This window comes from Nocardia sp. NPDC004260, from assembly GCF_053603155.1.
This window is the reverse complement of record NZ_JBSGEZ010000050.1, coordinates 29,259-55,410: the sequence shown is the minus strand read 5'-3', so window position 1 is coordinate 55,410 and position 26,152 is coordinate 29,259. Positions and strand designations below refer to the sequence as shown.

The following is a 26,152-nucleotide window of genomic DNA, read 5'->3' as shown; positions in this document are numbered from 1 at the left end:
TCAGACGCTCTCCGCTCTGATGGCGTAGATCTCGTGCAGTTCGGTTCCGGCCAGGCTCGGGTCCTGGCGCGTTCGCGCGTACAGACCGTGTCCGCTCAACAATTCGCAGCACTGGGCCAAGCGGTCGTCCCGATCGTGCACCTCGGCGACGACGGCACGGATACGCGGCCAGTCCGCGGCGGCTATGCCGCGCAGGACATCGAGCTCCGCTCGCTCGACGTCGACCTTGAGCAAGCCGACCTCCGCGTTCCCGCCGTGCTCGTCGAGTATCGCCGAAACGGTGGTGACTTCGACCTCCATTCGCTCGCCCTCGTGCAGCCCGGCGGTGATGAGAGCGATCGCCTCGTCGTTCAGGCCACTGTTGCGCAGGTAGATCTCGGTGGCCCGGTCATCGGCCGCGCGGTCGGCGTAGAGACCCGAATTCGCCGACGCCCGTGGGTACCAGGTGAACGGCGCGCTGCCGGGCGCCGCACCGACCGCGACCTGCAACGGCACACCGTCCGGCACATGAGCGGCCATATTGCGCTGCAGACAGTCGAAGGTCGCCGGGGCCGGCTCGGCGGCGATCACCCGGATGCCGGGGCAGGTGTCGGCGAACATCATCGCGCTCAGCCCGATGTTCGCGCCGATGTCCAGTGCGATGTCCCCGGGACGCAGCAGCGCGGCCGCTAGCCGATAGAAGCCGCCGGTCGACATCTCGCCCCACAACATCCGCGCCTCGGCCGGACTGGTACAGGCGACCGTCCTGCCGTCCTCGAGCCGGAGTTGCTGGAGTTGATCGAGAGTCTTCAGCATGCGTTCGCGAACCTTTCGAGGATCGGGCCGATGACGGCCAGTGCGTGCGGATGGGTCAACTCGAGATGTCGTGCGTCGACGACAGTGTTGTGCAGGTCGCCGGTGATGAACGGCCGCCACGTCCGCACGACGGCGTCGTGGTCCGCACGGTCTTTTCCTGCGGTGAAGAAGATCAGATCGCCGTCGAAGACACCCGGCCGGTGCTCGCGGGCGATATCGCTCGCGGTCCGGAAGCTCTCCATCACCCGATCGACCTGTTCGGCGGTGAACATCCCGGTGGCGGTCACCTGATCGCGGATCACCGCCCAGGCCTGCTCGTGGGTCTGGGCGGTCACCTCGGCGCCGAGGTCGAACAGCTCACGCCAGCCACCGAGCAGATCGGCCATCAGTTCGCTCGGCGCGGGCTCGTCCGCGGTGCCGCTCACCGCCGCGGCCAGCGCCTCGGAGTCGCCGACCGCGCTGTCCATCATGGCCAGCATTCCGACCTGCTGTCCTTCCCGCTGGAGCCGGACCGCGACGGCATGCGCGATGGCACCGCCCAGCGACCACCCCAGCAGGTGATACGGCCCGCTCGGCTGCACTCGGCGGATCTCGGCGACATAGCGTTCCGCGAGTTCCTCGATGGAACGCGCACCGGGTTCGCCCGCCACGACATGGGGATCCTGCAAGCCGTAGACCGGCCGGTCCTTGTGCAGATGTTCGACCATTCCGCCGTAGAACCACGCCAGCCCGCCCGCGGGGTGCACCGCGAACACCGCGGGCTTCGGGCCGTGCGCGCGCAGCGGCAGCAATACTTGCAGCCCCGAACCGCCCGCCGTGCCGTCGGCCCGCGCCGCCAGAGCTCGCGGCGTCGCGTCGTCGAACATCCACGGCAACTGGATCGTCACGCCGCGGCCGCGCAACTCGGTCACCACCATGGTGGCCAGCAGCGAGTTGCCGCCGAGATCGAAGAAGCCGTCCGATGCCCCGACCCGCTGGACGCCGAGGACTTGCGCGTAGACGTCGCTGATCACCTTCTCCGTGCGGGTCCGGGGAGCCACGAACGCGGTCGTCGACTCGTCGAACTCGGGGTCGGGCAGTGCTTTTCGGTCGAGCTTGCCGTTGACCGTCAACGGCAGCGCGGGCAACACCATGATCGTCGCGGGCAGCATGTAGCCGGTCAGCACCTGGGCGGCGGCCTCGCGGACCTCCGCCGGATCGATCCGCTCGCCGTCGACGCCGACGACGTAGCCGATCAGCTGATCGACACCGCGATCGTGCCGGTGCACCGTGACCGCGGCCTGGGTGACGAGCGGATGGCGCAACAGCGCCGACTCAACCTCGCCGAGTTCGATGCGGAAACCACGCAACTGCACCTGCGCGTCGGCCCGGCCCGCGTACGCCAACTCCAGCCCGCTCGCGGACTTCCGCCAGCGGCCGACATCCCCGGATCGATAGAGCCGGGCGCCGTCGGGATCGAAGGGATTCGCCACGAATCGGCCCGCGGTCAGTGCCGCGGCCCCCAGATATCCCCGGGAAAGCTGCCCACCGGCCACATAGATCTCTCCGGCGACACCGATCGGCACCGGACGCAGCCGGTCGTCGAGAACGTAGGCCCGCAGCCCGGGCAGCGGCACACCGATCCCAGCCGAGTTCGGCTGCGTCACTTCGGAGAACGTGACGTGCACGGTCGTCTCGGTGATGCCGTACATGTTGATCAGCCGTGGCATGCCCGGCGCGTGCGCGGCGAACCAGTCGTCCAACCGCGACGCGTCCAGCGCCTCGCCACCGAAGACGACATAACGCAACGCGAGATCTCCCGCGGGGCAGCCGGATTCCCGATAGCGGCGCTCCGCGTCGACGAATCCGTAGAAGGCCGACGGCGTCTGGCTCAACACGGTCACGCCCTCCCGCGCCACGACGTCCACGAACGCCTCCGGCGACCGGGAGGTGTCGTAGTCGACCACGACCACCTTGCCGCCGGACAGCAGCGCGCCCCAGATCTCCCACACCGCGAAATCGAACGCGTAGGAATGGAACATCGTCCACACGTCGTCGGGTCCGAGGTCGAATCGCTCGGCCGCGTTGGTGAACAGGGTGACCGCTTCCCGGTGGCCGACCGTCACGCCCTTCGGGCGCCCTGTCGATCCCGACGTGTAGATCACGTAGGCGACGTTGCCCGGCCGCGCACGCGACACCACCGAATCGGAGCCCGCCGCGTCGTCGTTCGCGCACTCCTCGATGAGCAGTACCGGCGCGGTGCACTCCGGCACCGCGGCGGCCAGGTCCGCCGAGGTGAGAACCGCGGCCGGGCGAGCATCGTCGAGCATGAAGCGCAATCGTTCGGGCGGATACGCCACATCCAGCGGCAGATATCCCGCACCCGCGCGCACAACGCCGAGCAGGCCGGCGACCAGGTCCGCCGAGCGCGGCAACGCCACGGCCACCAGCGATTCCGGACCCACTCCCCGCTCCGCCAGCCGCGCGGCCACCGCGGCGGAGCGCCGATCCAGCTCCGCGTAGGTCAGCCGCGACACGCCGTCGGTCACCGCGACCGCGTCCGGTCGCGCGACGGCCTGGGCGGTGAACAGTTCCGCGAGGGTCGTGTCCGGCACCGCGACCCCGGCGCCACCGGCCGCGCCGAGCAGCTCGCGACGCTGCTGCGGGCCCACGAGGTCGATGTCACCGACGGCGACCTCCGGATCGGCGGTCACCTGCTCCAGGATCCGCACGAAGGCCGCCGCGAACCGCGTCATCGTCTCCTCGACGAAGAGATCGGTGGCGTAGGTCAGGCGACCTCGGATGCCCTCCGCCTGCCCACCGGCGCCGGACCCTTCCACCAGATTCAGGTTCAGGTCGGCCTGCGCCGGTTCGAAGCCGTTCTCGACCGGCTCGACGGTGAGCCCCGGCAGTTCCAACGCGGCCTTGCTGAGGTTCTGCACGTCGAGCGTCACCTGGTACAGCGGCAGATGGGCCGTGGACCTCGGTGGATTGATCGCCTCCACCACCTGCTCGAACGGCACGTCGGCATGGGCGAACGCCGCCAGATCCGTCTCCCGCGTCGCCGCGAGCAGGTCAGCGAACGACTGACGCGACGACACCCGTGACCGCAGCACGAGGGTGTTGACGAACATGCCGATCAGATCGTCGAGTTCGCGCTCCCCGCGTCCGGCCACCGGAGCACCCACCGCGACATCGCCGACACCGGCCGACCGCGACAGCAGGACGGCCAGCGCGGCGTGCACGACCATGAAGACAGTCGCGTTCGCCGCGCGCGCCACCGCGCCGATTCGTTCCCGCAACGCGGCGGAGATCTCGAAATCCACGGTCCGGCCGCGCATCGACGCCACCGGCGGACGCGGCAGGTCGGTGGGCAGTTCGAGCAGTTCGGGCAGCCCGGCGAGGGTGTCCTTCCAGAAGCGCAACTGCCGGGACATGACCGAGCCCGGGTCGCGCTCGTCGCCGAGTACATCGCGCTGCCAGAGCGTGTAGTCCGCGTACTGGACCGCGAGAGCGGGCCAGATCGGTTGTGTCCCTTGTGTGCTCGCCTGGTAGGCCACCGCCACGTCTCGCGCGAGCGGCATCATGGACTGCCCGTCGGCACAGATGTGGTGCACGGCGATGACCAAGACGTGCTCGGTGGCTCCGAGCCGGAACAACGCCATGCGCAGCGGCGGCGCCTGTGTGACATCGAAGCTCGCCGAGACGGTGGCGAGCACTCGCTCCATCAGCCGATCCGCCTCGACCGGTACGGCGGTCAGCCCGATCGTGACCTCTTCGACGGGGACCGCGACCTGATGTGGCGTCCCGTCGGTCATCGGGAATCTGGTCCGCAGTGACTCGTGCCGATCGAGGACCAGCTCGCACGCGCGCCGCAACGCGTCGATGTCGAGTTCGCCCGTCAACCGGATCACCAGCGGGATGTTGTACGCGCCGATGGAGGTGTCGAGCTGGTTGAGGAACCACATCCGCTGTTGTGCCGGCGACAACGGCACCGGCCCGGAGCGGGTGCGCGGCCCCAGTGGCGCGCGGACCGTCCGCTCGGAGGCGTCCAGACGGGCGGCGAGTCCGGCGACCGTCGGCGCTTCGAACAGGTCGCGAACGCCCACCCTCACTCCGAGCGCGGTACCCAACTGAGCGGTCACCCGCGTCGCCGACAACGAGTTGCCGCCGAGGTCGAAGAAGCTGTCGCCCGCCCCGACCCGGTCGATGCCAAGGACGCTTCCGAAGATTTCCGCGACTTGCCGTTCGGTCTCCGTACCCGGTGCGGTCCAGGCCCGCGCCGCCGAGAACCGCGGGGCGGGCAGTGCCAGGCGGTCGAGCTTTCCGGTTGTGGTGAGCGGGAATTCGGCGAGCACCGTGCAGATGTCGGGCACCATGTGCGCGGGCAGCCGCAGCCGCGCGGCCGCCCTGATCTCCTCCGGATCCAGGTTCTCGGCGCCGACCAGGTAGCCGACGAGTCTGCCGACGCCACGCTCGTCTTCGCGCAGCACGACGACCGCGTGTTCCACGCCGGGGTGCGCGGCCAGCACGGCCTCGATCTCACCGAGCTCGATCCGTTGACCGCGGATCTTGACTTGGAAGTCGCGGCGACCGAGGTACTCCACGGTGTGCTCCGGCGTCCAGCGAGCGAGGTCGCCGGTGCGGTACATGCGGGATCCCGGCGCACCGAACGGGTTCGCGACGAACGCGTTCGACGTCGCCACCGGCCGGTTCACGTATCCGCGGGCCAGTTGCACACCGGCGAGATACAACTCGCCGACCACGCCCACCGGCACCGGCCGCAGCCAGGCGTCCAGCACGACGGCCTCGACGCCGCTGATCGGACCACCGATCGTGACGGCCGCACCGGGATGCAGCGGGCCCCCGATTCCGGCCAGGATCGTCGTTTCGGTCGGGCCGTACCCGTTCAGCAGTCGCCGGCCCGGCGACCACTGCGTGACGATCTCCGGCGTCACGGCCTCGCCACCGGCGATCAGCACCCGCAGGCGATCCAACCCCTCCGGCGACATCGTCGACAGCACGCTCGGCGTCAGGAAGGAGTGCGAGACGCGCTGCTGCCGAATGAATTCCGCCAGTTCGGGGCCGCCGAACACGTCCGGCGGCGCCACCACGAGTACCGCACCGTTGGTGTGGGCCAGCAGCAGTTCGAGGACCACGACGTCGAAACCGGGAGCGGACGCGTGCAGTACCCGCGACCGGCTGTCCGCGCCGAAACGGTCACGTTCCACGGCCGCGAAATTGGCCAGCCCCTCGTGGGTGACCGCGACGCCCTTCGGCGTCCCGGTCGAGCCCGAGGTGTACAGCACGTACGCGGTGTCGCGAACATGCGGCGTCCGCGTTCGATCCGTGTCGGTCACCGCGTCCGAGGACCGCGCCTCGATCCCCTTCCGGGTTTCCGGATCGTCGAGCACCAGCCGCCGGACGGGTGCGGAGACCAGCTCTCGCCACGCCTCGACCGTGACCACGACCCGCACCCGCGAGTCGGCGACCATGTGCCCGACGCGTTCGGCGGGGTTGCGCGGATCCACGGGCAGGAACGCGGCGCCGGTCTTGGCGACCGCCCACATGCCGACCACGAGTTCCACCGATCGGGCCATCGCCAACGCCACCTGGTCGCCGGGGCCGACACCCCAGTCGATCAGCTCGCGCGCGACACGGTTCGACCAGGCGTCCAACTCGGCGTACGACATCGTGTGCCCGTCCGAAACGATCGCTGCCGCTTCGGGATCCACCGCGACACCGGCGGCCAACAGCTCAGCGAGAACCCGGGGCGCTGCGGCGGGTCCGCCGGTGGCGGGTACCAGGTCACGGCGCTCGGCCGCGGTCAGCAGGTCGACCGCGCCCAGCCGCGCGCCCGGATCGGTCGTGATGGCGCGCAGCACGGTCTCCAGCCGGGCGGCCAGGCCGGCGGCCGTCGAGTCGTCCACGCGGGCCTGCTGGTAGCGGATCATGACGTGCAGCTGATCGGTCTGGTGCGCCTGCACCGTGATCGGGTAGTGCGCGGCGTCGCTTCCATCGGCCGCGACCACCCGCATGCCGTCGATGTCCGCGTCGCCGAGGCCGCTGCTGTCGACCGGATACGACTCGAAGACGACCAGCGTGTCGAACAGCTGGGCAGCGCCCGTGTCCGCCAGGATCCGGGACAGTTCGACGTCGTGGTGATCGAGCAAGCGGGTGTTGTCGGCCTGCAACCGCCGCAGCGCGTCCTCGACGGTCCAGGTTCGCGGGAGGTGCACGGCTACCGGAATCGTGTTGATGAACAAGCCGATCATCGACTCCACACCGGGCAGGTCGGCGGGACGTCCCGACACCGTGCTACCGAACACCACACGCTCGGTGCCGAGCAGGTTCCCCAGGACCACCGCCCAGGCGAACTGCACGATCGTCGACATGGTCACCGCCCGCGCCCGAGCGAATTCCACCAGTTCCGCGGTGACGGTGCGATCCAGCACCACCGCCAGGTCGACCGGGATGCCGACCGTCGTGTGTGTCCGCGCGTCGGCGATCACCGTCGGTTCGGTGAAATCGCGCAGGACCTCCCGCCACACCTCGATGCCGGTCGACGACTCACGCCGATCCAGCCATTCCAGGTAGCCGCGGTACGACGCCGCGGCGGGCAGCAGCTCGGCCCGCGCGCTCACCGCGTAGAGGCCGATCAACTCGCGCCACAGCAACGGCAACGACCAGCCGTCCAACAGCAGGTGGTGCGCCGTCAGCACCAGCCGGAAGTCCTGCGGCGCCACGTCGATCAGCAGGAACCGCAGCAGCGGAGGATCGGCGGGATCGAACGGGACCGCCCGCTCGGCCGCGATCAGCTCCTCGGGGGTCGTCGTGCCGTCGCGCAGATCGACCCGCCGCCAGCGCACGGCGGCGGCCGCCGGAATCACCTGCGCCGGAGTGCCATCGGCCGTGCGCACGAAGGCGGCTCGCAGATTCGGATGACGCTCCAGCAAGGCCGCGGCGGAGCGCTCCAGCCGATCCGCATCGATCACACCGGCGAGGGCGAGCGTCGATTGCGCCGTGTAGACGTCGAGATCACCCGCGGCGAGTTCGGCATGGAACAGCAGTCCCGCCTGCAGGGGCGCCAGCGACCAGACATCGCCGAGCGCTCCGTAACGGTTGGCGAACCCGTCCAGGTCGGATTGTGTGACCTCCACGAGTGGAACGTCGGCGGGTGAGAAGCCCCAGTCCTCGTCCGCGAGGGCCGCGGTGGCGATCCCGGTCACCGCGCCGGTCCATTCGTCGGCGAGTTCGGCCACGTCGTCGCGCTCGAACAGCCGGGACGCGTAGCCGATCCGCGCCGACAGGCGCGGTCCCGCTTCGGTATCCACGATGTTCACATCGATCGTGATGGCCGCCGCCGCGGGCATGTCGGGATCGAAGGCCGACCACCGGTCGAACGGCTCGTCGGTCGGAATCCACGCGAGGTCGGACAGCGTCGTGAGGTCGACGCCGACCCGGCCGAGATTGTTGAACCCGATCTGCGGCTCCGGCAGTGCCGCGAGCCGGTCGCGGGTGTCGGCGTGGAGGTAACGCAACAGGCCGTAGCCGATCCCCTTGTCCGGGATCACGCGCAACTGGTCCTTCACGGATTTCACCGCGGCACGCGGATCATCCGCATTCACCCCGCTCAGGTCGAGCGCCACGGGATAGGTGTTGGTGAACCAGCCCACCGTGCGGGAGACATCCGCTCCCTCGGCGATCTGTTCCGCGCGGCCGTGCCCCTCCAAGAGGACTTTCACACCCGCGTGCGCGATACCGCGCCGGTGCCGCCAGCGCGTCGCCGCCACGGCCAGGCCGGCCAGCAGCGCGTCGTCGACGCTGCCGTGCGCGGCCTTCGGCACCGCGTCGAGCAATGCCGACGTGACGTCCACCGGGAGGGACACCGTCAGATGCCGCACGGTCGACTGGGTGTCGACAGCGGGATCGAGCACCGCGCTGCCGAGCAGCGGATCCGGCGCCGCACCCATCCGGTGCCACAGGTCGAACTCCCCGGCACGGGCCGCGGCGGCATCGGCCAGCGCGTGCGCCCATCGGCGCATGGATGTCCCTTGCGCGGGCAATTCCACCGTTCGTCCCCGCGTGACCTGCTGCCAGGCGGTCGCGAAATCGGGAATCAGGATTCGCCAGGACACACCGTCGACCACGAGGTGATGGACGACCACGAGCGCCCGCGCCTCGGCGTCGAGGCCCGGTTCGGGCAGCAGGCACACGACCTGCACCATCCGGCCCGCCGCCGGGTCGAGGCGTTCCGACGCCTCGGCCAGCGCCCCTTCCACCACCGCGCTGAAACCGTCACTGCCCGGAGTCTCGTGCGCGCGGAAGGTGCGGGTCAGCACCACGCCCGCGGCGTCGGCGGCCTCCGGCCGCGGCACCTCCAAGCAGTGTTCGCGCAGCCGCGCGCGCAGCATGTCGTGCTGTCGCAGCACGGCCCGCACCGTCGCGGTCACGTCCTCGACTCGCGCGTCGCGCGGCAAGCGCACCAGCATCGACTGAGCGAACCGAGGAGCGGCGCCGAGTCGCTCGGTGAACCAGGAAACCACCGGGGTGAACCGAATCTCGCCCACGCCGCCACCCGGCAACTCCGCGAGCGAGGTCCGTTCGGCGGCCGCGGCGACCCGCGCCAGGCCACGAACGGTCTTCTGCTCGAAGATGTCCCGCGCCGTCACGACGACACCTGCCGACTTCAACCGGGAAGCCAGCTGGATCGACAGGATCGAATCGCCGCCGAGGGCGAAGAACGAGGTGGAGACGCCGACCGACGCGACGCCGAGAACGTCGGCGAACGCGGCCGCGACGGTGCGTTCCAGATCGGTGGACGCCGCCTCCGCGTCGGCTCCATCGGCGCGGAAGACCGGCTCCGGCAACGCTTTCCGATCCACCTTGCCCGTCGAGGTGATCGGCATGCGATCGAGCACCGTCAGCACCGACGGCACCATGTGCGCGGGCAACACCGACGCGACGTGTTCGAGCACCGTCTCCGGATCGGCGACCGTCGCGCCTTCGGTCACGATGTACGCGGCCAGCACCTGCTGCCCGCCCGGCCCCGTGCGGCTGACGGTCACCGCGGCGGCCACCGCCGGGTGCGTGAGCAGCGCCGCGTCGATCTCACCGAGTTCGATGCGCTGGCCACGGATCTTGATCTGGAAGTCGCTGCGGCCGACGTATTCGAGCGTGCGTCGCGTCGTCCAGCGGACGATGTCTCCGGTGCGGTACATCCGCGCGCCCGGTCCACCGTAGGGATTCGCGACGAACGCACCGGCAGTGACCGCACGCCGGTTGAGATAGCCGCGCGCCAACTGTGCACCCGACAGGTACAACTCCCCCGTGACTCCGACCGGCACCGGGCGCAAGCGCGCGTCCAGCACCAAGGCCTCCGCGCCGCGAATCGGGCCGCCGATCGCGATCGGATCGCCCGGCCGCACCGGGTCGCTCATCGTGATCACGATCGTCGTCTCGGTCGGGCCGTAGATGTTGTGCAACCGGCGACCTGGCGCCCAGGTGGCGATCAGCTCCGCGGGCACCATCTCGCCGCCGACCGCGAGCATCCGCACCGACTCCAGACCGGCGGGCGCCATGGTCGCCAGCACGCTCGGCGTCAAGAACGCGTGCGACACCCGATGCGTCCGGATCAGCGCGGCCAGATCCGGCCCGCCGAACACCTCCGGTGGCGACACGACCAACGCCGCGCACGCCGCATGTGCCATCAACGCTTCCAGCAGCACCGCGTCGAACGCGGGCGCCGCCACTTGCAGCACCCGCGACGTGCCGTCGACCCGGTAGCGTTCGGTTTGCTCGGCCGCGAAGTTCGCGAACCCGGCATGGGTGACCACGACGCCCTTGGGCGTTCCGGTCGAACCGGACGTGTAGATCAGGTACGCGGCATCCTCGATCCGCAGCACACGTCCGCGATCCGCGTCGGTCACCGCCTCGCCGGACCGCGCCGTGATCTCCTCCGCCGTGCTCGGATCGTCGAGCATCAGCCAGCGCACAGCGTCCGGCAGCTCCTCGCGCGCGGTCGCGAGCGTGAGCCCGACTCGGACGCCGGAATCGCTCACCATGTGCGCGATCCGCTCGGCGGGGTAGCGCAGATCGACCGGAACGAACGTGGCGCCGGTCTTCGCGATCGCCCACATGGCGACGTGATACTCGACGGAGCGTGGCACGGCCAGCGCCACGAACACTCCCGGCCCGACTCCCTGGGTGAGCAGGTGACGAGCGAGCCGGTTGGCCCTGACGTCCAGCTCCGCGTACGTGACGGTTTCGCCGTCCCCGATCAGGGCCACCGCCGCCGGAGCCGATGCCACGGCCGTCGCCAGCAGATCCGGCAGCAAGCAAGGCCGCGCGTCGGCGCCGCCTCGCGCGGGCACCAAGCGGTCGGTGTCGGCGGCGCTCAACAGATCGATGTGGCCGATCGCCCGCGCCGGATGGGAGGTGACCGCCTCGAGCACGCGGACGAACCTCTCCGCCAGAGCATGCGCGGTCGATCGGACGAAAAGATCTGTGGCGTAGATGATCTCGCCGTCGATTCCGGCGGGCCGATCGCCTTCGCGCCGCTCGGTCACCAGCACGGTGAGGTCGGCTTTGGCCTGCGCGATGCCGGGGTCCATGATCTCGACGTCGATTCCGGGCAACTCGAATCGGGCCGCTCCGGTGTTCTGCAACCCGAACATCACTTGGAACAGTGGCGAATACGCCGTCGAACGCGGACGGCCGATGACGTCGACGAGCCGCTCGTAGGGCAGGTCGGCGTGGGCGAGCGCTTCGAGGTCGATATCGCGTACTTCGGCCAGAAGCTCCCGGAACGAGCGGTCCTCATCGATGCGGGTCCGCAGCACCACCGTGTTCACGAACATGCCGACGAGATCGTCGAGTTCCGGCCTGCCGCGACCGGCGACCGGCGTGCCGACCGAGATGTCGTCGCTGTGCGCGGTGCGCGCCAACAGGATCGACAGGGCCGCGTGCAGGACGACGAACACCGTGACGCCCTCGCGGTGGGCCAGCCGCACGATGTCGTCGTGCAGCCGCGCGGGCAGCTCGAACCGGACGTTGCCGCCGTCGGTCGAGAGGGTGGCGGGGCGTGGCCGGTCCGTCGGCAGGGCGAGCAGCTCCGGGGAACCGTCCAGAGCGTCGGTCCAGTAATCGATCTGCCGCGCGATCAGCGACGCCGGATCGTCCTCGGAGCCGAGCAGCTCCTGTTGCCACATCGCGTAGTCGGCGTACTGGACCACCGGCGATTCCCACCGGGGCGCATGGCCGCCCACCCGCGCCCGGTACGCGGCGAACACGTCGCGGCCGAGCGGAGCCATCGACGCTCCGTCGGCGGCGATGTGATGGACCACCACCACCAGCACATGTTCCCGCGGCGCGGTGCGATACAACCGCGCACGCACGGGTACCGATTCCGCGATGTCGAATCCCGCCTCGACCACGTTCCGTATGCGGTCGGCGAGTTCCGTCTCGCCGACGACCGGCTCCGGTTCGAAGGCCATGTCCGCGGCGATCGTCGCGACCTCCCGCACCACCTGGCAGGGCTCGCCGTCGACGAGCGGATACACCGTCCGCAAGGGCTCGTGCCTGGTCACCACGTCGAGGAACGCGGCACGAAGTGCCTCGGTGTCCAGCGGCCCGGTCAGGCGGGCCGCGAAGCAGATGTTGTAGGCCGCCGAGGAGGTGTCGAACTGGTTGAGGAACCAGATCCGCCGTTGCGCCGCCGCCAACGGGACCGCGCCGGTGCGTGGCCGCGCGGTCAGCGCAACAGCGGTGGATCTGGTCCGTGCCGAGATCCGCTCCGCCAGTGCGGCGATGGTCGCCGCATCGAAAACATCCTTGATACCGACATCGACACCGACGACCGCCTGGGCCCGCGCCGCGAGCTGAGCGGCCGACAGCGAGTTGACACCGATCTCGAAGAGGTTCGCGGTCACGCTCACCCGTTCCGCGCCGGTGAGTTCGGCGACCAGACGCGCGAGCACCACCTCGCCGTCGGTGCGCGGCGAGACGAAGTCCGCGCCGTCGTCGAACACCGGCCGGGGCAGCGCCCGGCGGTCGAGCTTGCCGTTGGCGGTGAGCGGCATCGCGTCGAGCACCTGCACGACGTCCGGAACCAAGTAGGACGGCAGCGTCCGGGTCAGCTCTTCGCGGATCGCGCGGCCGTCGGTGACCGCGCCCGGCGCCAACGTCACGTAACCGACGATGCGCTCCGTCGTCACGATGGCCACCGCACGCGCTACCTGCCCGCAGGCGCGCAGCGCGGCTTCGATGTCACCGGGCTCCACCCGCTGACCGCGCACCTTCACCTGGAAGTCGCCGCGCCCCAAGTATTCCAGTTCGCCGGTCTTGCGCCACCGGACCAGGTCCCCGGTCCGGTACAGCCGCTGTCCCGCGACGCCGAACGGGTTGGCGACGAAGGCGCCGCAGGTGAGGTCGGCGCGCCCGTGGTATCCGCGCGCCAATTGGACACCCGAGACGTACAGCTCCCCGACGACCCCGACCGGCACCGGCCGCAACCGCGAATCCAGCACGTAGACCTTCATGCCGCCGGCGGGCGCTCCGATCGGCACGGCCGCGACGGCCGACGCACCCGGCGCGCACCGCTGCGCGGTGACCACCTCCGCCTCCGCGGGCCCGTACCAGTTCACCAGCTCCGCGTGCGCGAAGACGTGCGCCGCGGCGTCGACCGTGCGCTGCGCCAGCGCCTCACCCGCGACGAACACCCGCCGGATCGAGGGCAGTTCCGCGACCCCGGCCGATTCCAGCAGGACATCGAGCATCGACGGGACGAAGTGCACGGTGGTGATCTCGTACCGTGCGATGACCTCCGCCAGGTAAACGGGATCGCGATGTCCGCCCGGTTCGGCCACGACGATGTGCGCGCCGGTCTGCAACGGCCAGAACAACTCCCACACGGCGATGTCGAACGTGATCGGCGTCTTGTGCAGCACCGCGTCGGACGTTCCGTGCGGCCACCGCTGCTGGGCCCACGCCAGCTGGCTCACGGTGGCGGCATGGGTCAGCGCCACGCCCTTGGGCACCCCGGTGGACCCGGAGGTGAACAGCACATAAGCCAGGTGGTTCGGCCGCAGCGGCGTGCGGCGCTCCGCGTCCGTGATCCGGGCACCGGACAGACCGGTCACGTCCAGCCGGTCGATCCGCGCGTACTCGAATCCGTCGGGCAGGCCCTGGCCGTCGTCCGCGGTCGTGAGCACCAGCAGAGGATCGGCTGCGCCGAGGACGTGCGCGATCCGCGCGCTCGGGTGATCCGGGTCGATGGGCAGGAACGCGGCGCCCGCCTTCACGACCGCGTACAGTGCCGTGACCAGCTCGGCCGATCGGCGGACGGCCACCGCCACGATCGTCTCCGGCCCGGCACCGCTCTCGATGAGCCAGCGAGCCAGCCGGTTGACGCGTGCGTCGAAATCCTGGTAGGTCGACGTGCTTCCGTCCGGAAGCCGCAGCGCCGTGGCGTCCGGGGTGCGCGCGACCTGTTCGTCGAAGACGTCGACGAGCGTCCGGCCCGGTGCGGCCGAGCCACCGGTGTCGTTCCACCGCTCCAGCACTCGGGACCACTCGGCCTCGTCGAGCAGGCCGATCTCCCCGACGGTGGCTTCGGCATCGCGGGCCACGGCATCGAGGACCTGGACGAACCGGTCGGCGAAGCCGCGCACCGTGTCCTCGTCGAACAGATCCGTGGCGTAGGTCAGGCGTAACGTCATGCCGGTCGGCTCGTTGTGCGTGCCGTGGCCTTCGCTGATCATCAGCAGCAGGTCGTAGATCGCCGCGCTGTCGCAGGGGTCCACGTTCTCCACGGTGAGTCCCGGCAGTTCGACGCGAGCCCGGGTCATGTTCTGGTAGGCCAGCAGCACTTGGAACAACGGCGTATGCGCGGTCGATCGCACCGGGTTCAGCGCGTCCACCAGTTGCTCGAACGGCACGGTGGCGTGATCGAACGCCTCGATGTCGGTGCGCCGCACCTGGTCCAGCAGACTCGCGAACGTCTGGTCGAGCGTGATCCGCGACCGCAGCACCAAGGTGTTGACGAACATGCCGACCAGGTGGTCCAGCGACCGGTCGCCCCGGCCCGCGTGCGGCACACCGACCGTGACGTCGTCGCTGCCGGACAGCCTCGACAGCAGCACCGCCAGGGCCGCGTGCACCACCATGAACGTGGTGGCACCGGAGCGCCGTGCCAGCGACTCCACCCGGCCTTGCAGTTCACCGGGTATGACGACCTGGATCACCGCCCCGCGCTGGGATTGCTCGATCGGCCTCGGCCGGTCGGTCGGCAATTCGAGCAACTCCGGTACGCCCGCGAGCTGGGTTCGCCAATAAGCGATGTCGCGGGCCATCGGCGAGTTCTGGTCGTCCACGGAACCGAGAACCGCTCGCTGCCACAAGGCGTAGTCGGCGAACTGCACCGGCAGCGGCGCCCAATCCGGCGCGGTACCGCCGGAGCGCGCCCGGTACGCCGTCACCAGGTCGGCCGCCAGCGGGGCCACCGAGAAGCCGTCACAACTGATGTGGTGCGCGGCCAGCGCGAGCGTCCACGCCTCGTCGGACAATTGGTACAGCGCCACCCGCAGCGGCACACCCTCGGCCACGTCGAATCCGGTGCCGCAGAATTCGGCCAGCCGGTGCGGCAGTTCCCGCTCACCGACGGCCTGCGGGGTGAGATCGCAGGTCGCGAGTACATCTTCGGCGTTCAGCACAACTTGGGTGGGCGTGCCGTCGACCGCGGGATACATGGTGCGCAAGCTCTCGTGCCGCTCGACCACATCGCCGACAGCGGCCGTCAACGCGGCCGGATCGAGCGCGCCTTCCAGCCGGATCGCCAGTGGCACGACATATCCTGGCGCGGCGGGGTCGTACTGGTTGAGGAACCACATCCGGGTCTGCGCGTGCGACAGCGGGATACGGTCCGGCCGCGTGACCCGCGTCGGCGCGGGCAGACTCGGGACCGCGCGCAACTGGGCGATGCGCTCGGCCAGCCCCGACACGGTCGGTGCCTCGAAGATCGCGCGCACCGGAATGGTCACGTCGACAACGTCCCCGATCCGGCTCAGCGCGCGCGTGGCGACCAGCGAGTTGCCGCCCAACTCGAAGAAATCGTCGTCCGCGCCGATTTCGGGGCGGTCGAACAGTTCCGCGAAAACCGCGGCGATCGCCTGTTCGATGAGACCTCGCGGCGCCCGGAACTCGGTGTCCTGGGCGCTCGGGTCCGGTTCGGGCAACGCTCGATAGTCCACCTTGCCGTTGGCATTCAGGGGAATCGAGTCGATCCGGGTCACCGACGACGGCACCATGTAGGCGGGCAGCCGGTCCAGCAGCGTATTCCGGACCTGCCGGGCGTCGAACGCGCCATCCGCGACGACGTAGGCCACCAGCCGCTGCTCGCCGCCGTCGCCGCGTACCTGCGCGACAGCCGCGCGCACCTGCTCGTGCGCGAGCAGGGCCGCTTCGATGTCGCCGAGTTCGATCCGCAGGCCGCGCACCTTCACCTGGGTGTCGGCGCGGCCGATATAGCGCAGGTTGCCGTCGCCGTCCCAGCGCACGAGGTCACCGGTGCGATAGAGGCGCGCGCCGTCCGCGGCGCCGGAGGGGTCGGCGACGAACGTCGCCGCCGTCAGGTCCGGACGTCGGTGGTATCCGCGGGCAAGCTGCGCGCCGCCCAAATACAGCTCGCCGGTGACGCCGACCGGCACGGGATGCAGCCGCGAGTCCAGCACGTGCACCGTGACATTCGCCTCGGGCACGCCGATCGGCACGGCCGCGCCTTCGACCACGTCGATCCGGTGCGCGGTGACACTGACCGCCGCTTCCGTCGGGCCGTACAGGTTGTCGATGCGGGCGTCGCTGAAATCCCGGAAGCGGCGCGCGATCTCCGCGGACAACGCCTCACCGATGCACAGTACGCGCCGCAGGTCCGGGAACTGATCCGGAGTTGCCACCTCGAGGAACACCGCGAGCAGCGACGGGACGAAATCCACCGTGGTCACGTGATACTCGGCCATCAGCCGGGCGATCTCGCGCGGATCGCCGTGCACGTCGGGACCGGCGACCACCAAGGCAGCGCCGCAGGTCGGCGCGGAGAACAGCTCCCAGACGGAGAGGTCGAACGTCACCGGGGTGCGCAGCAGCATGACATCGCCGCCACCGAGCCGGTAGTGGTCGCGCATCCAGCGCAGCTGATTCACCACCGCGGCGTGCGGAACCGCCACGCCCTTGGGCACACCCGTCGAACCGGAGGTGTAGATGACGTAGGCCAGATCGTCCGGGCGCAGCGGCCGGATCCGATCGGCATCGGTCAGCGCCGACGCGTCCAGGCGCTCGGCCTCCAGCTCGCCGAGCGTCCAGACCGGCACGTCGCAGGGCAGACTCGCCCGGTCGGTCGTACGGGTGAGAATCGCGGCGGGACGCGCGGCGGAGAGGACGGAGCTCACCCGGTCGGCCGGATGGTCCGGGTCCAGTGGCAAATAGGCCGCGCCGGCCGCGTGGATGGCGTACAGCGTGGCCAGCAGGTCCACCGAGCGGCGCATCGCCACCGCCACGACGGTCTCCGGTCCGATGCCGCGCCGGATCAGCGCCCGGGCCAGCGAATTCACCCGTGCCCCGAATTCCCGGTAGTCGAGCCGGGCACCACCGGCGGCGTCGAGCACCGCTGGGTGTTCCGGCGTCGCGGCCACCTGTGCGGCGAAGAGGTCCGCGATCGTGGCTGACGGAGCCTGCGTCCGCACGCCGCTCGACCGGGCCGCGATCCGGTGCGCCTCTTCGGCGGTGACCAGATCCACGTCGCCGATGGCGCGGGTGGGGTCACCGACGATCGCACGCAGCAACAGCAGATAGCGGTCGAACATCGACTCGACGGTCGCCTCGTCGAAAAGATCCTTCGCGTAGCCGAATTCGACCGCCATGTCCCCCGGCTCACCATCCGCCGCCAAGGCGTCGACCAGATTCAGGTGCAGGTCGTACTTCGCCACGCTCGGATCGGCCATCCGCGCCGAGACCGTCAGGCCCTCGAACCGCACCGTGGGGATCTCGATGTTCTGGAACGAGAAGCCCACCTGCGTCAACGGCGCGTGTGCCGTCGAGCGCGGCGGATTCAGCACCTCTACCAGACGCTCGAACGGGATGTCGGCGTTCTCGAAGGCGGCAAGGTCGGTGGCCCGGACCTGGTCCAGGATCCGGACGAAGGACGCGCCGGGTTCGATGTACGTCCGCAACACCAGCGTGTTGACGAACATCCCGACCAGGCCGTCCAACCCCGGCTCGCCACGACCGGCGATCGGTGTGCCGACCGCGATGTCCCCGGTACCGGACAACCGCGCCAGCAGTGCCGCGTAGGCCGCGTGCATCACCATGAAGACCGTCGCGTCGTGGCTGCGGGCCAGCGCGATCACCTCGCGGTGCAGATCCGCGGGAAGGGTGGCCGAGACCGTCGCGCCCCGGAACGACTGCTTCGCGGGCCGCGTACGGTCGGTGGGCAGATCCAGTACCTCGGGCAGATCGGCGAGAGCCGCGATCCAGTACCGGGTCTGGGCGACGGTCGGACTGTGCGGATCGTCCTCGCTGCCGAGCAACTTCCGTTGCCACAGCGCGTAATCCGCGTACTGCACCGGCAACGGGGCCCACCGCGGCGCTTCGTTCCCGACCCGGGCACGGTAAGCGGCCATCAGGTCCGCGGCCAGCGGCGCGAGCGAGGACCCGTCGAAGCTGATGTGATGGACCACGAGCACCAAGGCATGCTCGTCGGCCGCGATGCGCACCAACGCGACCCGGAACGGAACCTCGGTGGTGACGTCGAAGCCCGCGGCGACCTCGGCGGCGACGCGCGCCTCGACCGCACCGGCCGCGACCGCCACCGGCGTCAGCGGCGGCAGCGCCGTCGGCACCGACACGATCATCTGGTGCGGCCCGCTGTCGCTGTCCGGGTATACCGTCCGCAGCGCCTCGTGCCGTTCGAGCACATCCGCGATCGCTGCGTGCATCGCAGCCACGTCGAGGTCTCCCGACATCCGCACGACCAGCGGGATGTTGTACACCGGTGAGCTCGTGTCGAACTGATTGAGAAACCACATCCGGGCCTGGGCGGGTGAGAGCGGGATCCGGTCCGGGCGCTCCTGCGGCACCAGCGGCGCCCTGGTCGCCGCGTCGGCACTGCGCAGGCGCTCCGCCAGCGCCCCGATGGTCGGCGTCTCGAAGATCGCGCGCAGCGGCACCTCGACGCCGAACGCACCGCTGAGCTGCGCGGCCGCGCGGGTGGCCGACAGCGAGTTGCCGCCGAGATCGAAGAAACTGTCGAGCACGCCGACGCGTTCGACGCCCAGCACGCCCGCGCAGATGTCGGCCACGATCTGTTCGGTGGCGTTGCGCGGCGCGACGAAATCCACGGCGGGCGCGAATTCCGGTTCCGGCAGGGCGGCGCGATCGACTTTGCCCACCGACGACAGTGGGAGCGTGTCGAGCACCATGACGGTGTCCGGCACCATGTGCGACGGCAGGCGTTGCGCCGCATACCTCGTCAGTTCCGCGGTATCGACCACGCCGTCGGCGGGCACCACGTACGCCGCCAGGCGCGACCCGGTCTCGGCGTGCACGCCCACCACGACGGCTGCCGCGACGGTGGGGTGCCCGGCGAGGACGGCTTCGATCTCGCCCGGTTCGATGCGCTGTCCGCGGATCTTGACTTGGAAGTCGGTGCGTCCCAGGTACTCCAAGGTGTGATCGGCGGTCCAGCGCGCCAGGTCACCGGTGCCGTACATGCGAGTGCCCGCGGGACCGTACGGGTTTGCGACGAATGTGACGGCGGTCGAGGCGGGACGATTGAGGTACCCGCGCGACAGCTGCACGCCCGAGACGTACAGCTGTCCGGTCACCCCGACCGGGACGGGCCGCAACCGGTCGTCGAGAACCACCGCGTCGACGCCGCGGATCGGGCCGCCGATGGTCACCGGGTCGCCGACGCACAGCGGATCGCTGATCGCCACCATGATCGTGGTCTCGGTCGGCCCGTACCCGTTGTGCAGCCGACGCCCCGGCGCCCATACCGAAACCGTCTCGGCCGATACCGCTTCGCCACCCGCCACCAGCACCCGCAGCGAATCGAGTCCGGCGGGCGACATCGTCGCCAGCACGCTGGGCGTCACGAAGGCGTGCGAGACCTCTTGTGCGCGAATCAATTCCGCCAGCTGGGCCCCGGCGAACACCTCCGGCGGCGAGACGACGAGCACCGCGCCGTTCGCGTGCGCCATGAGCAACTCGAGCATCACCGCGTCGAAGCCGGGCGCCGCCACCTGCAACACGCGCGACCTGCGATCCACCCGATACCGCTCGCGCTGCTCGATCGCGAAATTGGCCAAGCCCTCGTGGGTGACCGCCACACCTTTCGGCCTGCCGGTCGAGCCCGAGGTGTACACCACGTAGGCCGCGTCGGCCACACGGCAGGCCCGCACCCGTTCCGCGTCGGTCACCACGGCCGGGGACTGCGCCGCGAGGAACGCCTCGGTGCCGGGATGGTCGAGAACCAGTTGCCGCACGTGACCGGGAAGCATGCCGCACGACGCCTCGACGGTGAGTCCGACCTCGATATTCGCGTCCGCGACCAGGTGCGCGACCCGCTCGCTCGGATAGCGCGGATCGACCGGCACGAACGCGGCGCCGGCCCGCGCCACCGCCCACACACCGACCACGAACTCCACCGACCGCCCCATGGCCAGCGCGACCTGATCCCCCGGCCCCACACCCCAGTCGATCAGCGCCCGTGCGAGACGATTCGACCATTCGTCCAACTCCCCGTAGGAGAGCACGCGATCCCCCGCCACCACGGCAGGCGCGGTGCGTTCACCCACCAGCAACACATCCGCCAGCACCCGAGGCGGCTCGGCACGACCACCGGAGGCCGGGACCAATCCCAGGCGCTCGACCCCCGACAACAAATCCACGTCGCCGACTCGGGCCCGTGGATTCGCCACGAAGGCGTCGAGCACCCGATTCAGCCGTTCGGCCAGCTCTTCGACGGTCTCCCGATCGAACAGGTCCGTCGCGTAGTTGACGCGCAGCGCGACATCGCCGCCCGCGGCGGTGTTCTCGGCGACGGTGACGATGATGTCCACCTTCGCTGGCTCGGCGCCGGGGTCCAGCAGCTCGACGGTGAGCTCGGACAGCTCCAAGTTCGCCCGGTCCATGTTCTCGAACGCGAGATACACCTGGCACAGCGGCGCGTACGCCGGGGACCGCTTCGGATGCAGTTCGTCCACGACACGTTCGTAGGGCAGGTCGCTGTTGGCGAAGGCGTCGACGTCGATGCCCTTGACGCGCGTGAGGAACTCGGTGAACGACTCCTCGGCGCACACCTCGGTACGCAATGGCACGGTGTTGACGAACATGCCGATCAGCGGCTCGAGCGCGCGTTCGCCGCGACCGGCGACCGGCGTGCCGATGGTGATGTCCGCCGAGCCCGACATCCGGGCCAGCAGCACGGCCAGGGCGGCGTGGACGACCATGAACGTCGTGACGTTGGCGGCACGCGCCAGCCGCTCGATTCCGGCGAAGGTCTCCGCGGGGATCACCGTGTCCGCGACGTCGCCGCGCATGGTCCGGCGGGCCGGACGCGGCCGGTCGGCGGGCAGCTCGAGGACCGGCGGCATCCCCGCCAAACGCTGCGACCAGTACCGCAATTGGCGGGCCGCCCGGGAATCCGGATCGTCCGGGTCGCCGAGCAGGCTGCGATGCCAGACGCTGTAGTCGGCGTACTGGACGCTCAGCGGTTCCCAGTCCGGGATCTTCTTCTGCGCCCTCGCCTCGTAGGCGACGGCGACATCCGCCGCGAGGGGCCGCAGCGACGATCCGTCGCAGCAGATGTGGTGCAGGACCACGGCCAGCACATGCCGCGTGCGGTCGGCGGTAGCGAGCAGCGCCACCCGGATCGGAGCGCGTTCGCGCAGATCGGTCCCGACCGAAGCCAGGTCGCGGATTCGGCCCTCGATGTCGTCCGGGTCGGTCGGCCGCGGCGTCAGGTCGAGCCCCGCGACGACCTCGTCGGCAGGCAGAATCACTTGTGTCCCCTCGCCGTTCACCGCGGGGTAGACGGTGCGCAGCGATTCGTGCCGATCGATCACGTCGGTCAGCGCGGCACGCAGCGCCGCCGCGTCGAGACGTCCGGTGAGCTGGACGATCAGCGGAATGTTGTAGGCGGCCGAGGCCGGGTCGGTCTGGTTGACCAGCCACATCCTGTTCTGCGCCGGCGCGAGCGGAATGGGATCGGGTCTGTCCGCCGCCCGCAGCACGGGCCTGCCGGAACGGTGTCCGTCCTCGATGTGCGCGGCGAGTTCCGCGATGGTCTGCTTGACGAACAGGTCGCGCACCGACACATCGCACCGGGTCGCTTCCGCGATACGCACCGCCGCGCTGGTCGCGGTGATCGAGTTGCCGCCGAGGTCGAAGAAGCTGTCGAACACGCCCACCCGGTCGGTGCCGAGCACCTCGGCGAAGACGTCGGCGATCGACTCCTCGACGGCCGTGCGCGGAGCGACGTAGGCCGCGGCCGAATCGAACACCGGCTCGGGCAATGCCCGGTGATCCACTTTGCCGTTCACGGTCAGCGGCACCGCGTCGATCACGACGACGCTCGACGGCACCATGTACTCCGGCAGCATCCCGCCGACGTGGGTGCGCAACTCGTCCGGCTCGCAGGTGGCGCCGACGGCGGGTACGACGTATCCCACCAGCCGGGCCGCCTCCGTGCCGGGCAGATGCACCACGACGACCGCCGCGGCGACGCTGTCGTGGGCCAGCAGGGCGTTGCGGATCTCGTCCAGCTCGATCCGGAACCCGCGCAACTGCACCTGCTGGTCGGCGCGGCCGCGATACTCCAGTTCGCCCCGGTGATTCCAGCGCGCCACGTCGCCGCTGCGGTAGAGACGCTGACCCGAACCGCCGAAGGGGTCGGCGACGAAACGTCCCGCGCTCAACGCCGGTCGGTTGAGATAGCCGCGAGCCAGCTGCGTTCCCGCGACGTAGATCTCGCCCCATGCGCCGAGCGGGCACGGACGCAACCGCTCGTCCAGGACATAGGTTCGCAGGCCCGGCAATGCCGGGCCGACCGTGCTCGGCGCGCCCGGGACGGCGACGTCCGGCGTGAGGTCGGTGTAGGTGACGAAGACGGTGGTCTCGGTGATGCCGTAACTGTTGGCCAGCACCGGCAGGTCCGGGTTGTGCTCGTACCAGTCGGCCAGCCCGGCGGGATCGAGAGCTTCGCCGGACAAGACGACCAGCCGCAGCGACAGTTCGCCTTCCGGCTCTCCTGCGTGCGCGTACCGCTGGCGCGCGGCCGCGAACTGATAGAACGCCGACGGCGTCTGGCTGAAGACGGTGACCTTCTCCCGCGCCGCCAGGCGCACCACGTCGTCCGGCGAACGGGTGGTGAGGCTGTCCACGACCACGATCCGGCCGCCGGTGACCAGTGCGCCGAAGATCTCCCAGACCGAGTAGTCGAAGGCGAAGGAGTGGAACAGCGTCCAGACGTCGTCGGATCGAATCCCGATCGCCGCGCACGAGTTCACCAGGTAGGTGGACACGGCGCGGTGCGTGATCGACACGCCCTTCGGCCGACCGGTCGATCCGGACGTATAGATGACATAGGCGAGGTGATCGGGACGCAACGGACCGGTCCGATCGGCATCGGTGATCGGGTCCGCGGCCTGCTCCGCGGCGAGCACGTCGTCGAACAGCACGACGCGGCCGGGATCGCCGGGCACGTGCTCGCGCATGCCCCGCGTGGTCACCACCGCGATCGGGTTCGCGTCGCCCAGTACGTATTCGAGCCGCTCGGCCGGATGGGCGGTGTCCAGTGGAAGGTACCCCGCGCCCGATTTCAGCACGCCGAGCACGGCGACGATCAGGTCGGCGTCGCGAGGCATCGCGATGGCCACCAGTGCTTCCGGTCCCGCGCCGAGTGCGATGAGCCCGCGGGCGAACCGGGTGGATCGTTCGTCGAGCTCGCGGTAGGTGAGAGTGGTCGCATCGGACGTCACGGCCACCGCGGACGGAGTCGCCGCCGCTTGCCGGGTCAGCAGATCCACCAATGTGGCCGACGGGGATTCGCCGTCGCGACCGGCGAGTTCCTCGACGATGCGCAATTCCTCGGCGGGGCCGACCAGCTGGATGTCACCGATGCGGGTGTCCAGGGACGAGTCCATCATCCGCTGCAGGAAATCCAGGAACCGGTCGGCGTGCGACTCGAGTTCGTCCTGCCCGTAGAGGTTCGGATTGCCGTGCAACTCGATGAGCAGCGGCGCGTCCGCCCCGGAGCGGTACAGGTTGAGCTGCAGATCGTCGAGCGCGCCCGAGGTCAGCGCGCGGTAGCGGCCGACGGCCGAGCCGAGGCGAATCTCCGAATCGAAGAACAAGATGTTCACGATCGGGCCGAACGAGTTCGCCGACGAATCGATCGCGGCCGAGTCGCGGCGCAGATCCTCGAACCGGTACAGCTGGTGGCGCATGGCCGAGACGAGCTCCGACACCGAGGCGCGGACCAGCTCCTCCACGGTGGTGGAATGGCGCACGGCGAAACGAATCGGCACCATGTTGGCCAACATCGCGGCGGAGTTGCGCAGGCGCTTGGTCACTCGGGCGGTCACCGGAAGCGACAGCGCGACGTCCTCGGTGCCGGTCATCCGGGCAAGAAACGCCGCGAACGCCGCGATCACCACCTGCGCGGCGGATGCGTTCACCTCGTCGGCGAAGCGGTCGAGCCGGTCGGACAGATGCGCCGGGAGCTGCAGGCCTGCGACGCGGTCCACCTTGCCGGAACGTGCCGTTCGGCCGGACAGGCTCACCGGTGTCGGCAGATCGGAAACCTTGTCCAGCCAATATTTTTTGTCCGCCTGGTACCGCGAGCCGGCGCGATAGACGCGCTCCGCTTCGACGATGTCGTGCAGACTCGCCGCGTCCAGCCGCGTCGGTGGCCTGCCTTCCAGCGGCGCGTTGTAGTGCTCGGCCATTCGGGTGAGGCTGTTGAAGGCGCCGTACCCGTCGACCACCAGGTGATGCGCGCGGCCGTACCAGAAGTAGTGGTCCTCGCCGACCCGGATCAGCCTGGTCCGGGTGAGCCGGTCGCGACTGAGATCGACCGCCTTCGTGTTGTAGTCGCGGCGCATCCACTCCATCGCCGCCGCGACCGGATCCTCCGCATCGCTGAAATCCAGCACCGGCTCGTCGTAGATGATGCTGCGGTCCACGAATTGATAAGGGCGTCCGTCGGATTCGATCACCCGCACCACGAGGGACTCGGTTTCGTGCCCGCCGTTGTTCACCGCGCGGGTGAACGCGTCGTGGTCCACCGGGCCATCGATCTCGACGTAGTGTGCGATGTTGACAGCCGGTCCACCGGGCACATGATCCGCGAGCCACATGCCGTACTGCGCGCTCGAGAGCGGAATCAACCCCGGTTCGCCATCGGCGGTTCCGTCTGACTTCAGATGCATCGCATGACCCCTTATTCCTACCCGGACGCGTGAAGGCATGGCGGAACCACGCAGGCTCACCGCGTCCGAAATCTGGCTTATATATGCACTTGGTCTGCTGAGAAGCGGCGTACCCCTGCTGTTCGCCGCGCCGTTCAGGTTTCCCGTGTAGCTCGATCAGCCGGTTCCCGGCATCCGAATCGGACACCATTGTGGTCTCTACGGCGGCTCCCACACCTCCTGTTTGTCGGCATTTCCAGTCGGCTCAAAATCTGAAAACAGAACTTTTGAATCTGCGGTGGAGCATCGACACTCTGGCGGGACAAGCTATCTGACAGCAGCCTGGCTCAGTCTAGTCGTATCAAACCTCGCGGCCCCGCACGGAAGCCGGTGTTTCGGATCGCGATTCCAGCGGAGCGGACCCGTGACACACCTCGCACGGCGCCGCTACTACGACCACGCATCCCCGAAGAAGATCCTGGTTCCGAGGCGAGTAGCCGAGGAGAGACACCTGCGATCGGGCATCGTACATGCCGGGTCAGGGCCGGAATCAAGCCGGTACGTCTCGACCGACCAGACGGCCGAACGAGGAGCCGCAGCACCTCCCCGCCTACACCTTCGATCGACGATGAATTACCGGTCGACAGTTATAGCAATAAACTGGCAACCTTACTTGTGATTGCCAATAGACACCACCTCCATCAATCGTGGCAGCGTGCTGACAATTTCATATGAGTGCCTATTCCTCTACCCCGAAACAATCTGCACCGGATACGTCTCGCAGCACATACTTCCGTTCGGCAGCGCGCTCATATCAGGCGATGAATTGTTTCCACGCTTCCGCGTCCGCCGAAGATCGCTGCCGGACAGGGGCGACCCCCAGAGAAGTCCCGCGTCCACGACGCTTTCACGCACGG

2 protein-coding genes are annotated in these 26,152 nt (G+C 69.5%); both read right to left on the bottom strand.

Annotated features, from left to right (window positions below; all coding sequences use genetic code 11):
- Entirely contained in the window at window positions 1-795 is a 795-nt protein-coding gene (locus ACWEO7_RS26010) for an FkbM family methyltransferase (protein WP_452426913.1), read from the bottom strand.
- The gene (locus tag ACWEO7_RS26005) at window positions 789-25,256 is read right to left on the bottom strand and encodes a non-ribosomal peptide synthase/polyketide synthase (RefSeq protein WP_452426911.1); all 24,468 of its coding nucleotides are present in this window, start codon (window positions 25,254-25,256) and stop codon (window positions 789-791) included. Before ACWEO7_RS26005 ends, ACWEO7_RS26010 begins: the two co-directional genes overlap by 7 nt.
- Window positions 25,257-26,152 lie beyond the last annotated feature (896 nt).

Bases quoted from the DNA above. Each gene is read 5' to 3' on its own strand.
- ACWEO7_RS26010 (WP_452426913.1), bottom strand. From the start codon at position 795: ATGCTGAAGACTCTCGATCAACTCCAGCAACTCCGGCTCGAGGACGGC.
- ACWEO7_RS26005 (WP_452426911.1), bottom strand. From the start codon at position 25,256: ATGCATCTGAAGTCAGACGGAACCGCCGATGGCGAACCGGGGTTGATT.